This is a genomic window from Chryseobacterium candidae (assembly GCF_004916905.1).
In the GTDB taxonomy this organism is placed as follows: domain Bacteria; phylum Bacteroidota; class Bacteroidia; order Flavobacteriales; family Weeksellaceae; genus Chryseobacterium; species Chryseobacterium candidae.
The window spans coordinates 105,064-118,366 of the sequence record NZ_SDLV01000031.1; the positions used below are offsets into that span (position 1 = coordinate 105,064).

12 protein-coding genes are annotated in these 13,303 nt (G+C 35.3%); 10 read left to right on the plus strand and 2 right to left on the minus strand.

Annotated features, from left to right (window positions below; translation table 11 throughout):
* Positions 1-70 precede the first annotated feature (70 nt).
* Positions 71-3,289 carry a S8/S53 family peptidase gene (locus EK417_RS15435; protein ID WP_136522644.1) on the minus strand — a complete coding sequence of 1,073 codons (3,219 nt, stop codon included), beginning with the start codon at positions 3,287-3,289 and terminating at the stop codon, positions 71-73.
* Between the two features lie 151 nt (positions 3,290-3,440).
* On the opposite strand from EK417_RS15435, the gene EK417_RS15440 reads away from it, so the two are divergent.
* The 10 genes from EK417_RS15440 (at position 3,441) to EK417_RS15480 (ending at position 12,681) form a co-directional block, all read left to right on the plus strand.
* A complete protein-coding gene (locus EK417_RS15440; protein WP_110367967.1) occupies positions 3,441-4,019 on the plus strand; it encodes a HupE/UreJ family protein in 579 nt (192 codons plus the stop codon).
* A gap of 67 nt (positions 4,020-4,086) precedes the next feature.
* On the plus strand, positions 4,087-6,474 hold the full coding sequence (locus EK417_RS15445; protein ID WP_136522645.1) for a M1 family metallopeptidase: 2,388 nt from the start codon (positions 4,087-4,089) through the stop codon (positions 6,472-6,474).
* A gap of 390 nt (positions 6,475-6,864) precedes the next feature.
* Entirely contained in the window at positions 6,865-6,999 is a 135-nt protein-coding gene (locus tag EK417_RS21580; RefSeq protein WP_262484577.1) for a hypothetical protein, read from the plus strand.
* A 178-nt stretch (positions 7,000-7,177) separates the two neighbouring features.
* On the plus strand, positions 7,178-7,435 hold the full coding sequence (locus tag EK417_RS15450) for a hypothetical protein (protein ID WP_228457946.1): 258 nt from the start codon (positions 7,178-7,180) through the stop codon (positions 7,433-7,435).
* A gap of 115 nt (positions 7,436-7,550) precedes the next feature.
* Positions 7,551-7,829 (plus strand): co-chaperone GroES, encoded by a 279-nt coding sequence (locus EK417_RS15455; RefSeq protein ID WP_076597733.1) that lies wholly within the window; start codon positions 7,551-7,553, stop codon positions 7,827-7,829.
* Between the two features lie 34 nt (positions 7,830-7,863).
* Positions 7,864-8,223: a four helix bundle protein gene (locus EK417_RS15460; protein WP_110367965.1), complete on the plus strand. Its 360-nt coding sequence runs from the start codon at positions 7,864-7,866 to the stop codon at positions 8,221-8,223.
* Between the two features lie 53 nt (positions 8,224-8,276).
* A complete protein-coding gene (gene groL, locus EK417_RS15465) occupies positions 8,277-9,902 on the plus strand; it encodes a chaperonin GroEL (protein ID WP_076597731.1) in 1,626 nt (541 codons plus the stop codon).
* Between the two features lie 224 nt (positions 9,903-10,126).
* Positions 10,127-10,525, plus strand: a complete 399-nt coding sequence (locus EK417_RS15470) for a hypothetical protein (protein ID WP_136522646.1) — start codon at positions 10,127-10,129, stop codon at positions 10,523-10,525.
* Between the two features lie 120 nt (positions 10,526-10,645).
* Positions 10,646-11,611 carry a DUF6414 family protein gene (locus tag EK417_RS15475; protein ID WP_136522647.1) on the plus strand — a complete coding sequence of 322 codons (966 nt, stop codon included), beginning with the start codon at positions 10,646-10,648 and terminating at the stop codon, positions 11,609-11,611.
* A gap of 23 nt (positions 11,612-11,634) precedes the next feature.
* A complete protein-coding gene (locus EK417_RS15480; protein ID WP_136522648.1) occupies positions 11,635-12,681 on the plus strand; it encodes a hypothetical protein in 1,047 nt (348 codons plus the stop codon).
* A 154-nt stretch (positions 12,682-12,835) separates the two neighbouring features.
* On the opposite strand, the gene EK417_RS15485 is transcribed toward EK417_RS15480, so the two are convergent.
* Positions 12,836-13,144 (minus strand): helix-turn-helix domain-containing protein, encoded by a 309-nt coding sequence (locus tag EK417_RS15485; RefSeq protein ID WP_168802007.1) that lies wholly within the window; start codon positions 13,142-13,144, stop codon positions 12,836-12,838.
* Between the last annotated feature and the right edge of the window lie 159 nt (positions 13,145-13,303).

Genomic DNA, 13,303 nt, shown 5'->3' on the forward strand with positions numbered 1-13,303 from the left:
TTACAGCAAATATAAAAAAAGCAACAGTTTCTATAACTGCTGCTTTTCATTGAATATCATTGACGAAGATTTATTGTTTAATTATTTTTTTTGTAATTTTTGTGTTATCCTCCAGCATTATGGTGAACAGATACGTTCCTTTTATCAGCTCTGAAACATCAATTTTACCTGAATTAGTATTCACATTTACGGTTTTAATCAATTTTCCTGAAGCATCATAAATGGTTACCGCCCCTTTAGAATGTCTTCCCAATATCACATTAACAAAATCTTTCGCAGGATTCGGAGTGATATTCACTTCTGAATTCATCTTAACATCGGCTGTGCCTAATGTTGTTCCTGTTTTAACAAAATATCCCCCGAAACCTGTTGCCTGGAAACTGACTTCCCAGTATTGATAGGTATCATTCCAGATAATATCTGCAATATCAGGAGTAATAATTGTTGCTGCTCCACCAAAAGAAGCTATGGTACCAGTAGTGCTTGTTCCCGTATATTTTTCAATAAAAAGATTCGCTTTGTTGGCAACATCAGTGGGTGAAGTAGGTAATTTCACTCCATTGGTCAGATTATAGGCATCGAAATCACTCTGCTTGAAATATAAAGTTACTTTTCCGGTTGCTGTATTAGTATTTACATCTGAATTGATTTCATATCTTCTTGCAACATAATTGGGCTGTGCATTATCTACCCATACTTTTGATGTCACATTTCCTGTTACTGTACTGGCTGCTTCTTTTTCTATTCTTGAGATAAGCTGGCAGGAATTTGTAAAATAGTTATAACCATTAGCCACTGTACTGGCTTTTGTCTGGTTGGAAGTTGCTAAATTTTTTACTTCAGCAACATTTTCATAAACTACGGCTCTCATTTTAAGATCAAATGTTCTTGAAGTCCATGCAGTACCATCTGTAGAAGTTTTAGACCTGTTATTCAACACCGCATTCTCAGCTTTCATGGCAATCCTTCCGCCTAATCCGTTTACGACGATATAAAAGTCTTTCCCGGTTACCATTTGTACGTTAAGATCTGAAAGATTTACATAATTCCACGTAAATCTTTGAGAACTATTCAGCCATGAAGTAATGGTTTTAGTGGCTATAATATCTCCTGGATTTCCATTGGCATTCACTTTTCTGATTTGAATATCAACAGGAATATCCGAAGGAAGAGAAGTACCCGTTAAAAATGAAAAGCCTCCCAACTTCCCTGTTAATGTAGGCGTATATCTTACTGCCAGGGCAACATTATCAAAGTAATAGTTAGATTCTGTATTGGCAATAATATAAGGTTCATCGTACCCTACTGTTTCAAAATTAGATTTAACACATCCTAATTCATCCGTAACAGCTTTGTAGATATCCAATTTTCCATATCCCCATCTCATATTAGGAACAGTTCCTGTTGCTCCATCCATTCTTGCATTGGAAGTAAGACGTGCTTTCACCTGTGCCGCCGTTAATGAAGGATTAGCCTGAAGCAATAATCCGACAGCTCCTGCTACACCTGGTGAAGACATACTTGTCCCCTGATTTTTCACATAATAATTGGTTCCTGCAATAATATCTGTCGCTCCGGGAGAAGAATCAGCAGATCTGGAAGAAATTACGTTCTGGCCCGAGCCTGCGATATCTGGTTTCTGAAAACCATCTACTCTTGGTCCCTGCGAACTGAATGAAGAGATTGATTCCTGTGGAGTAAGTGTAAAATAACCGCTTGTTCCGCTATACCAGCTTGCTCTTCCCATGTATGAAGCTACTGTAATTGCATTGGAAGCATTCCCCGGAGATCCTACTATATATTCATTATCTCCGTTTTGCAACGTGGTTTGCACTCCCTGGCTATACAGCCAGCCGTGGGTCGTGATCTGCTGTGTTCCGTTATTCGTAATTTCCAATGCATAATTCCCCTGAACATTGGTGGTTCCTGAAGTTCTGGTAACAACCAGCTGAACATACCTTTTGTTGTTATCATTGCTCCAATAGTTATACATGGTTGCTGTAAGGCCTCCTCCCAATATAGTGTGAGCTGTAGTTGTACTGATATTCTGCGTATACTGCTGGCCGTCCGGAGTAGTCAGCTTGGCAGTAACAGGAGTATTATCATTGGCATACATAATGAATGAAAATACCGAAGCTGCAGAAGTATTGCTTACTACTGTAAAATTATATGTCTGTGCCGCACCAGCTGCAATATCTACTTTTCTGTGAAGATTAGCTCCATAATCATTTCCAGCAGAAATCACAACTACTCTTCCCGCTCCTGAAGTGGTGAAATTATTAACTGCTACTTCATGGCTGGAAGTTCCGTCGTGGGCAGATCCCTGTCCACCGATACTCATATTGACAACGATGGGTTTGTTGAGAGCAGTAGCTACATTTTTGAAATAAGTTAAGGCATTAATGGTATTGGTTGTGGGAAAAGACCCGTTTCCTCCTTTTACAAAAACAATATCCGCATCAGATGAGAATCCCTTATGTCTTTTATCGGTAAAGGCAGCACCATTCCCGGCTGCCGTGCCGGAAACGTGGGTTCCGTGACCATTGGTATCATTTTCACGAACAAAGCCTGTTGGTGTTCCGTCCAGTTCATCTTCAATCTGCGCTCTGGTATATTCTACACCGGTAGAAAATCCTGCGGGAGCAGTTTCTCCCGCCTGTGCAGTTAATGTCTGATCCCAGATAGAGACAATTCTGCTTTTGGTCTGATCATCAGCTTTTCTGAAATCCGGATGTTTCCAGTCTATCCCACTATCATAAATTCCTACTAACACTCCTGTTCCATTATAAGCGGTGTTATTGAAAACACCATCCTGCAGAAGACTTGCTCCGGACTGAGCTCTGCTCACATCGTTATGAAGTACATCAAATTCCGGTGCCATTACTGAGGTTACATAGGGAAGCTGAATCAGTCTTTCAATGTCTTCAAGAGAGACTAAAGCTGTAGAAAAAGAAGGCAATTGGCTTTGTACCAGAAATCCGTCTTCCTTTAGTTTTTCAGGCTCTTTAGTGTAAACAATACATGAATACATAGTCTGCGCTCCCTTTGAGGTCACCACCAGGTGCTGGTCTAGTTTCATATCAGGACGTTCCAGTTCTTTTACCGCTCTTCCATTAGCAATACTCTCTTTATTTTTCAATAAAATATCAAAACGGGAATCCAGTTTCTGTACCTGCCCGTAAAAAGCGTAGGAATACAATCCCAAAAAGGCTGCTGTAGCATTTCTGAGAAGCTTCGCTCCTCCATATGAAATGTTTACATTTGTAAAAAATAATTTTTTAATATTCATATTATATTTTTAAGCAATACAATTATACAATTTTTATTCAAAACACAAATGACATAAAATATTAACAAATATTGAGTGCTAAAATTACTCAAAATAATAAAATCAATAACAATTTAACAATATATTCAAAATATAATTTTTTTTAACCAAAATGCAGGATTTTCTTTTTTATTTACACCTTGGATGGGAACATATTATTTCTCTGGATGCTCTGGATCATCAGCTTTTTGTTCTGGCCCTGATCGCTGTATATTCTTACAGTGACTGGAAAAAAATTCTGATTCTTGTGACCGCATTTACAATTGGACATTCCATTACCTTAGCCCTAAGCATTCTGGATGTTTTCAGGGTTCCTTCTGATTGGGTAGAGTTTTTAATTCCTTTAACCATTGTTCTGACTTCACTGGATAATATTATCATGAAAAATCAGAAACAGACTTTGATGCGGGCCAACTATTATCTTGCCCTGATCTTCGGCCTTGTGCATGGAATGGGATTCGCCAATACAGCAAGAGTAATGATTGCCAAAAGCCAGAGTATAGCTTTACCTCTTCTTGGGTTCAATATTGGTCTGGAGCTTGGCCAGATTGTAATTGTTGCTGCAATTTTAATCATCCTGTTCCTTTCACTCAATCTTTTCAAGGTGAATAAAAAAGACTGGATACTTTTTGTTTCTTCGGGAGTATTTGCTTTATCCTTAAAAATGACTTTGGAAAGAATTCCTTTTTAAAAGTTAAATATTCTTATGAATTCAACAGGTTATTACTATCTTTGATCATTAAAAAATCATTCCGGTTATGAAACTAAAAGTTGTTATACTTTCACTTTCTGTATTTGCATATACAGGTTTCACCGCACAAAATATTCAGAATAATCCGGGCAGTAATCATGGCAACAGGTTTGAGCAGCTGGGAACAATTCTGCCAACACCCAACATCTACAGAACGGCATCAGGAGCTCCCGGACACGGATACTGGCAGAACAGAGCCGATTATAACATTACCGCTTATCTGGATGAAGATAAAAAAAATCTGAAAGGTTCCGAAACGGTGACGTATTACAACAATTCTCCGGATGATCTGGACTATATCTGGCTTCAGCTTGATGAAAACGAGCATTCCAGCATTCGAAATTCGGGGTATGATACTTCATCTGTTCTTCATCCGTCAACAACAGACCAGCAGCTTAAAGTAACTGAACTTCCTGTTAAGGATAACGGGTATGGTGTAAGTCTTGAGAAAGTGACTGATGTTTCAGGAACTCCCCTGAAATATACCGTTAACAAAACCATGATGCGTATTGATCTTCCCAAAGTTTTGAAAAAGGGGGAGAAATTCGTTTTCAAAGTAGACTGGAACTACAATATTCCCAACAGAATCAGGATGGGAGGCCGCGGCGGTTATGAAAACTTCCCTGAAGACGGAAACGATCTGTACACAATGGCACAATGGTATCCAAGAATGTGTGTATATAGTGATTTCCAGGGCTGGCAGAACCATCAGTTTACCGGAAGAGGTGAATTTGCACTTGTTTTCGGAGACTTTAAAGTTTCCATGAATGTTCCTTCCGATCATATTGTTGGAGGAACCGGAGAATGTAAAAACTACGATCAGGTGTTGACATCTGATCAGCTGTCAAGATACAGAAAAGCTGAAAATGCTTCTGAACCTATTGAAATTGTAACATTGGATGAAGCTAAAAAGGCAGAAAAAAATCATTCAAAACAAAGAAAAACATGGGTTTTTGAAGCAAAAGATGTACGTGATTTTGCATGGACTTCTTCCCGAAAATTTGTCTGGGACGGAATGCGCGTAACAATTCCAGAAAATAATAATAAAGTAATGGCCATGAGTTTCTATCCCAAGGAATCTTATGGTCTTTACAGAAAGTTTTCCACAAAAGCAGTTGCTCATACCATTAAAACCTATTCGGAATTTACGATTCCTTATCCATACCCTGTAGCCCAATCTGTAGAAGCAGCAAACGGAATGGAATATCCGATGATCTGTTTCAACTTCGGAAGAACGGAGAAAGACGGAACCTATTCTGAGGGGACCAAAAACGGAATGATCGGAGTAATCATCCATGAGGTTGGTCATAACTTTTTTCCTATGATCATCAATTCTGATGAAAGACAATGGGCATGGATGGACGAAGGTCTGAATACCTTTACGGAGTATCTTACGGAAGAAAAATGGGATAATAAATTCCCTTCCAAAAGAGGACCGGCATGGACGATCGTAGATTATATGAAACTTCCGAAAGATCAGCTGGAACCCATTATGAGCAACTCTGAAAATATTGTTCAGTATGGTCCGAACGCTTATTCAAAACCCGCCACAGGACTGAATATTCTTCGTGAAACGATTATGGGAAGAGAGCTTTTTGACAAAGCTTTTAAAACGTATGCTAAAAGATGGGCATTCAAACATCCTGAACCTGCTGATTTATTCCGTACCATGGAAGATGCCAGCGGTGAAGATCTTGACTGGTTCTGGAGAGGTTGGTTCTACGGCACAGATCCTGTAGATATCGCTATTGATAAAGTAACGGCAGCTGTTCCAAACCTTGAAACGGATCCAAAAGCAGCTGCTGAAATAAAATATCAGGTTGAAAAACCTTTGGTAAACAGTTTTGAAGACCTTTCAAAAATCAGAAACAGAGAAGATAAGAATATCAAATTCTACGTAGAGGGGGACAAAGATCTTCAGGATTTCTATTACAGATATGACAGAGGCCAGGAAAAGCTTGATAATAATAAGCAATACACCATCAAAACTGAGGCTGGTCTTCCTTTAGATACCAGGGATAAAGAGAAATTCAAAAATATTACAGGATATCAGATCGATTTTGTAAACAAAGGTGGTCTGGTAATGCCTATCATTCTTGAATTCACTTTTGAAGACGGCTCAAAATTATACGATAAATCTGCAGCACAGATCTGGAGACTGAATGAACAAAAAGTTTCCAAAACCTATTATTTTGATAAGAAATTGAAATCTATTCAGCTTGATCCCATGAGGGAAACTGCTGATATTGATACTACCAATAATTTCTGGAGCAGCACCGGAACGGGTACTGAAACTTCAAAATTCCAGCTCTTTAAACAAAAACAGGAAGGCGGAAGTGTAAGAGGAGGCTCAACCGGAAAGGTTAATCCAATGCAAGCTGCAGGAAAAAGTTAACATCAGGAAGTTGTAGACTTTAACAAATACAGCACTGCTTCGTATTAAAAGATGATAAGAATAATTCTTTTTAATACGAAGTAGTGTTTTTTTGCTTACAATCTATCTAGCCAAAAAGTTCAGAGATCAATTGCCCTTCCTTAGACAGTGGTCTTATCACAATTATCATAAAGCCGGAAGTGTCCGTATTTTCTATTTATATTCTCAACCTCAGGATTTCGAACAAAAGCCATTAACAACTGATAACCAAAATTTTATTAAAAAAAACACCAATAAAATATATCACATAACAAGGAAAAACAATATCTTTGATTCACTTCTTTTACACCAAATGTCAAAATCCTGATTGACTTTAAATGCTCAGGATGTACAACCAAAATATTTTTAACTATGAAAAATGCCAAAGTATTAAGCAGAGATGCTCAGAAATCTATCAATGGCGGAGCTGCAGGACGTTTTTGCTGCGAGTACAATTACAAAGGACAATGTATTCTATGGATCGGTCCGGGGCAGTATTGTCCGTAATCCGTTACTTGACAACCATTTAAGATAAAGCCGGAAATTTCCGGCTTTATCTTTTTAACTTAAATGTTCTTTTACATTCTTTTTACAGGTTCTCCCCAAAGGAAGTTCTTCACCTTTTTTAAAAAAACATGGCTGGAATTATACGAATTAATATGTTCTGATTATAGGAATTTTAGCGATGAGATTTATCGCGCAGGGGTTTGTTTGTCTCACACAGGTATTTCCTTTCCTGGAAACGGCCGCTTTTATTGTGATTGCTATTTTAGGAATCAAACCAAGTATGTCTTTATATGAGCACTTCTACCCTGCTGCGGTATTTGCTCATTTTTTAGCCAGCCATACTATGGAAATTTTAGTTTCCGCTATTACCTTTCTTTTGTTTATAGTACCCATAGCAACGAGTTATCTTTTCGGATTCCCAGCCCGCAAGAAATAATTTTTCTGCCAAATTTTCACATTCACAAATAAAAATCTGCCATTTCAGCCAGCAGTGTCTTATGGCATACATTTAGAGAATTACAAGACAGAATAATTAAAAAATAAATAATATTATGTCAGTAAACTTTAAACCATTGGCAGACAGAGTTCTGGTAGAGCCAATCGCAGCAGAAACTAAAACAGCTTCAGGTATTATCATCCCGGATACTGCAAAGGAAAAGCCGCAAGAAGGTACTGTAGTGGCAGTAGGTCCCGGTAAGAAAGATGAGCCTACAACAGTTCAGGTAGGTGACAAAGTTCTTTATGGAAAATATTCAGGTTCCGAATTAAAATTGGAAGGGAAAGATTACTTAATTGTAAAGGAAGGAGATTTATTGGGAATCATTGGGTAAAATGCAGTAAGCATTAAGCTATAAGCAGTAGGCAATGAGAGACTACAAAAAATATGATACCTGGAAAATTGCCCATGAACTGGTAAAAGAAATTTATATTATTTCTGAAAATTTTCCTAAGTCTGAACTTTTTGGTCTTACCTCTCAAATAAGAAGAGCAGCAGTCTCTATTCCTACCAATATCGCAGAAGGTTGTGGAAGATCCACAGAGAAAGAATTTGCAAGATTTTTAGAAATAAGTATAGGTTCCACAAATGAAACGGAATACCTTCTTTTACTTTCTTGTGATTTAGGATTCACTTCTGAAGATAAAATAGCAAATCTTAATGCAACACTGAATTTAATCAGACAAAAACTTATACAACTCAGAAAAAAATTATTAAATAATAATTAATTGCTAAAGGTAAAAGCTTATTGCTTAAAGCCTATAGCCTAAAGCTTAAAATTATGGCAAAAGAAATAAAATTCGATATTGAATCAAGAGACGCTCTGAAAAGAGGAGTTGATGCATTGGCTAATGCAGTAAAAGTAACTTTAGGTCCTAAGGGAAGAAACGTAGTGATCGAAAAATCTTTCGGTGCTCCACATGTAACTAAGGATGGGGTGTCTGTTGCAAAAGAAATCGAACTTGAAGACAGAGTAGAAAATATGGGAGCGCAGATGGTAAAAGAAGTGGCTTCCAAAACTAATGATATTGCAGGTGACGGTACTACTACCGCTACTGTATTGGCACAGGCTATCGTAAGAGAAGGTCTTAAGAACGTAGCTGCGGGTGCTAACCCAATGGATCTTAAAAGAGGGATCGACAAAGCAGTAACTGCAGTTGTTGAAAACCTTAAAACACAGTCTCAGGCTGTGGGAGATTCTACAGATAAAGTAAAGCAGGTTGCTTCTGTATCTGCTAACAATGACGAAACAATCGGTGCTTTGATCGCTGAAGCTTTCGGAAAAGTTGGAAAAGAAGGTGTAATCACTGTAGAAGAAGCTAAAGGTATCGATACAACAGTAGATGTTGTAGAAGGTATGCAGTTCGACAGAGGATACCAGTCACCTTACTTCGTGACTAACCCTGAGAAAATGTTAGCTGAACTGGAAAACCCATATATCCTTTTAGTAGAAAAGAAAATCTCTTCAATGAAAGAATTGTTACCAGTTCTTGAACCAATTGCACAAGGTGGTAAATCTTTATTGATCATCTCTGAAGAAGTTGAAGGTGAAGCTTTAGCTACTTTGGTAGTGAACAAACTAAGAGGATCTCTTAAAATTGCTGCTGTAAAAGCTCCTGGATTCGGAGACAGAAGAAAAGCAATGTTGGAAGATATCGCTATCCTTACAGGCGGACAGGTGATCTCTGAAGAGCAAGGTTTCACTATGGAAAATATCTCTTTGGATATGCTTGGAACTGCTGAGAAAGTAACGATTGACAAAGACAACACTACAGTTGTAAACGGTGGTGGTGACGAAGCGAAAATCAAAGGAAGAGTAGCTCAGATCAAAGCTCAGATGGAAACTACAACTTCTGACTACGACAGAGAGAAACTTCAGGAAAGATTAGCTAAGTTAGCTGGTGGTGTTGCCGTACTTTACGTAGGTGCTGCTTCCGAAGTGGAAATGAAAGAGAAAAAAGACAGAGTAGATGATGCCCTACACGCTACAAGAGCAGCTGTAGAAGAAGGTATTGTTGCTGGTGGTGGTGTTGCTTTAGTAAGAGCAATTAAATCTCTGGAAAGCCTTTCTGGTGCTAACTCTGACGAAAATACAGGGATCAAAATCGTGAAAAGAGCGATTGAAGAGCCATTAAGACAAATCGTTGCCAATGCAGGTGGTGAAGGTTCTGTAATCGTTGCTAAAGTAGCAGAAGGTTCAGGAGACTTCGGATACAATGCAAAAACTGACGAGTATGTAAACATGCTTGAAGCAGGAATCATTGACCCTACCAAAGTAACAAGAGTTGCCCTTGAAAACGCAGCTTCTGTTTCCGGAATGCTTTTAACAACTGAATGTGTGATCACTGAAGTGAAAAAAGACGAACCAGCTATGCCAATGGGTGGCGGAATGCCAGGAATGATGTAACGGTCAGCGACCGAGGCAAATTAATATACTAACCGTTCTACTTTTTGTAGAGCGGTTTTTTTGTTTAAATTATGGTTTTCCGTAAGGAAATATTATATTTATATTTTATATTTGATGATTAACAAATAGATAGCTAAAATCAAAACAACATTGGCTCAATATCTATTGCCATTATTGACTCAATGCATAAATTAGAAAGTTATCTGCGATTTTAAACAAACATAATGGTCAAAACAAAATGGATAATTTATACAGTAATTATAGGGCTTATTCCTTTTTTTATTAGAACTTTAATTACAATTTTCGATAAAAATGGCTCAATTAATTATTGGATAAATGAAAGTGATATTATTAATTTTGGTTTAGTTTTAAATTTATCCGTTATAAATGAACTTGAAGATAAAGATTTCGAAGATAAATTATGGAAAACTAGAAATATTGGATTTTCGGTTGTTTCTTTAATTTTGTTATCTTCTATTTTAGCAATTGTTACTTATTCAGATTTCAAAAATAATACAGATATAAATAGAACTGCTGTAAAATGGTGTTCGTTCATTTTAGCGACAGTAAACTTTATCTTCACATACTCAATTTATAATCGGTTAAATACATTGGCAAGATGACAATTCTAATTATCATAATAACTGTAATAGTTGCAATATTGGGATTGTTACTTTCAATTAATACTTTAGTCGAAACTAGAAAAAAATATTACAACGATTATATACAACGAAAAAAAAATCATGAAAAAAATTAGATCATTTATCTATTTAGATAATTATAAAATGTATTCTATTTCTTCACAAATTTTTGAAGGATTAACAGAGTATATTTTAAAATCAGAAAATACAAATACAAAAGAAAAGGAAGAACAAAAAGGACCAGTTTTTAGCGGAAGAGTTCTAGCTGATATTATTGAGAAAGATACAAATTATACTGAAAAAAAATTTCTTCATGATTTTTCATATAACTTATTTGAGGAAGCATTGCAAAAGGATAACAGAGTTTTAGAGATTAACAAATCAAATATTTCAACGGAATTAGATAAAATTCCTGATTATAGTTTTATAAAAATTACATCAAATGTAGTCTTTAATGATTTAGAGACAATGGAGAAAACTATATCAAGTTTTAACCGAATGGGAGAAGCTTTAGGTTTTATAACACTAAAAGCAAAATACGATGAGCTAATGAAAGGAGCTAAAGAAGATTTAAAAAATATAAAAGATAGAAATCAAAAATCTAATGCCATCCATACTTTAAAAAATAAAGCTTCTTTTAAAAAAGTTTTGATAGACGAGGGATTAAATCTAGATGATGACTACTTAAAAAACATGGAATATTTAATCCAATATGGTTACCATAGACAATTTGAAGTTCAAATGCCACTTTCAAATTCCGATAAAGTAAGTCTTTTTAGTGCTCAATTAAACAGGGATAATTTGAAAGAAAGTGAAAATAACATTGTTAAGAAATACTCTCGAGAATCTGAAAAAGAATTTACCTTATTTGGAATTGTAACTCAAAAAATGACAAAAGAAAAAAAAGAAGAAATGTTTGAAAGTTTGAAGATTAATAACGAAGATCCAAATTTGAAAGAAGCAATGTTTAATATGATAAAGCAATTAAGTAACCTTGAAAATACTTTTGTTGGGAAATTGGATTATGAATATGTAATTGATCCAATTGCTTTGTACATAGAAATATAAAAACTACAGATTTTCATGAAATTATGGAACAATCAGAATTTATAGAACAACAGAAAGAATTAAATAGACTTACTTCATTAATTTCCCAAGGTGCAACAATTAAAGATTGTTCACATCCATTAAAAGATGAATGCCGTTTACCGATAAAGAGTGCTCATAGCTTGCAACGACAAGGTTCATTAAAACTATTGGAAAAAACAATCAATGGAAATTCCTTCATATATTGTCACACTGAAAGGCAAATAAATAAGAAGTATGGTTTTTTAGACCTTAAACCAATTGGAAGAAGGGATGCTTCTACATTTTATGGCTTTTGTGATTTTCATGACACGGAGCTTTTTAAAGAAATTGAGAATGATCCTGAAGCTACTGATATTAATAATAATCTACATTGCTTTTTGCATACTTATAGGTCATTTTCTCACTCTTACCATAGGAAATATGAAGAATACAAACTTTTTACATCGTCAGAACCAGAAGTACTTAAATATTTAAATAAATTTTACGGAGGAGACTTAGAAAAGGTAACTCAAGGTGTAAAATTAGCACTTCAAGACTTAGAAATTCCAAAAAAAAGTTTAGATGAAATGCTGATAAATAAAAGCTATGAAGAGTTAGAATATTATTGTTATGAATATCCATATCGATGTCCAGTTTCATGTGCTGGTGTAACAACTCCAGGGCATTTCAAAAATGGTGATCCATTTAATTTAAGTGAGAAGGCAGATATTTCATATTCAGATATTTTCACAACAGTCTTACCCTTTGCAGAGAGGACAGTTATTATTTTAGCAGCATTTCCAGAGGATTTATTAGCGATAAAATATTTAGACGAATTGGATAATATTTCTACCGAACTTGAGTTTCAGAAATATTTATCATTTCACATAATAAACAATCTTGAAAATGTATACATATCTCCAAAATTTTATGACAGAAAAGATTATAAATGGAGGCAAAGTTATTGTCAATTAATTAATATTATTTCTAATAAATATACTCCTTATATTAGGTATAATAAAGGATTTCCTGTTAACTATTTTGCTTATACAGAAAAAATTGAATCTTAATTAAATATAAAAACTAAAAGTAAGATCGCACAAGATTATATTAGCAAAATTTGGAAAAAATTGAATAAAAAGTCCAGCTTTAGACAAACAAACCGAATACTTTTCCCATTATTCTATTACCTAATATCTTAAAAAATACAGATCCTAGCTGTAGTTAGGATTTTGTTTTATTTTTATTTTTAAATACTTTTTGTAGATATTCAATCTCACTTTCAATATTTTTTAATTCTTTGTTAGTTAGCTTCGTAAATAAAAGCAACATATCAATTTCAAAAAAATTACAAAATTTAACAAGGTTTTCTATTGTTGGATTAGTTTCAGCACGTTCAATCCTACCAACGTGATTACTTGACAGATTAAGTTCATTTCCAAGTTGGAACTGTGAAAGATTTTTCTTTAGCCTATGCAATTGAATAAGCTTCCCAATTTGAAATTTTAATTCTTCAATATCCCATTTATACATTGAGTAAATTTTAGACTTTCTAAAGTTTTTCATCAACACATATATGTGTTATATTATTTTTTTTTATTATATTTGTACAATAAGCTACAATAAATGTAGCTTTGCGATACTTCAAAGAAATATAGAAGCTATTGCTTAGAATCTCGCCATTGGAAACTG

What these genes read in the sequence shown, in the direction of transcription:
- EK417_RS15470 (WP_136522646.1), top strand. Translation starts at nt 10,127, where the DNA reads ATGGTCAAAACAAAATGGATAATTTATACAGTAATTATAGGGCTTATT.
- groL (WP_076597731.1), top strand. Translation starts at nt 8,277, where the DNA reads ATGGCAAAAGAAATAAAATTCGATATTGAATCAAGAGACGCTCTGAAA.
- EK417_RS15435 (WP_136522644.1), bottom strand. Translation starts at nt 3,289, where the DNA reads ATGAATATTAAAAAATTATTTTTTACAAATGTAAACATTTCATATGGA.
- EK417_RS15480 (WP_136522648.1), top strand. Translation starts at nt 11,635, where the DNA reads ATGGAACAATCAGAATTTATAGAACAACAGAAAGAATTAAATAGACTT.
- EK417_RS21580 (WP_262484577.1), top strand. Translation starts at nt 6,865, where the DNA reads ATGAAAAATGCCAAAGTATTAAGCAGAGATGCTCAGAAATCTATCAAT.
- EK417_RS15445 (WP_136522645.1), top strand. Translation starts at nt 4,087, where the DNA reads ATGAAACTAAAAGTTGTTATACTTTCACTTTCTGTATTTGCATATACA.
- EK417_RS15475 (WP_136522647.1), top strand. Translation starts at nt 10,646, where the DNA reads ATGAAAAAAATTAGATCATTTATCTATTTAGATAATTATAAAATGTAT.
- EK417_RS15440 (WP_110367967.1), top strand. Translation starts at nt 3,441, where the DNA reads ATGCAGGATTTTCTTTTTTATTTACACCTTGGATGGGAACATATTATT.
- EK417_RS15450 (WP_228457946.1), top strand. Translation starts at nt 7,178, where the DNA reads ATGAGATTTATCGCGCAGGGGTTTGTTTGTCTCACACAGGTATTTCCT.
- EK417_RS15460 (WP_110367965.1), top strand. Translation starts at nt 7,864, where the DNA reads ATGAGAGACTACAAAAAATATGATACCTGGAAAATTGCCCATGAACTG.
- EK417_RS15455 (WP_076597733.1), top strand. Translation starts at nt 7,551, where the DNA reads ATGTCAGTAAACTTTAAACCATTGGCAGACAGAGTTCTGGTAGAGCCA.
- EK417_RS15485 (WP_168802007.1), bottom strand. Translation starts at nt 13,144, where the DNA reads ATGTATAAATGGGATATTGAAGAATTAAAATTTCAAATTGGGAAGCTT.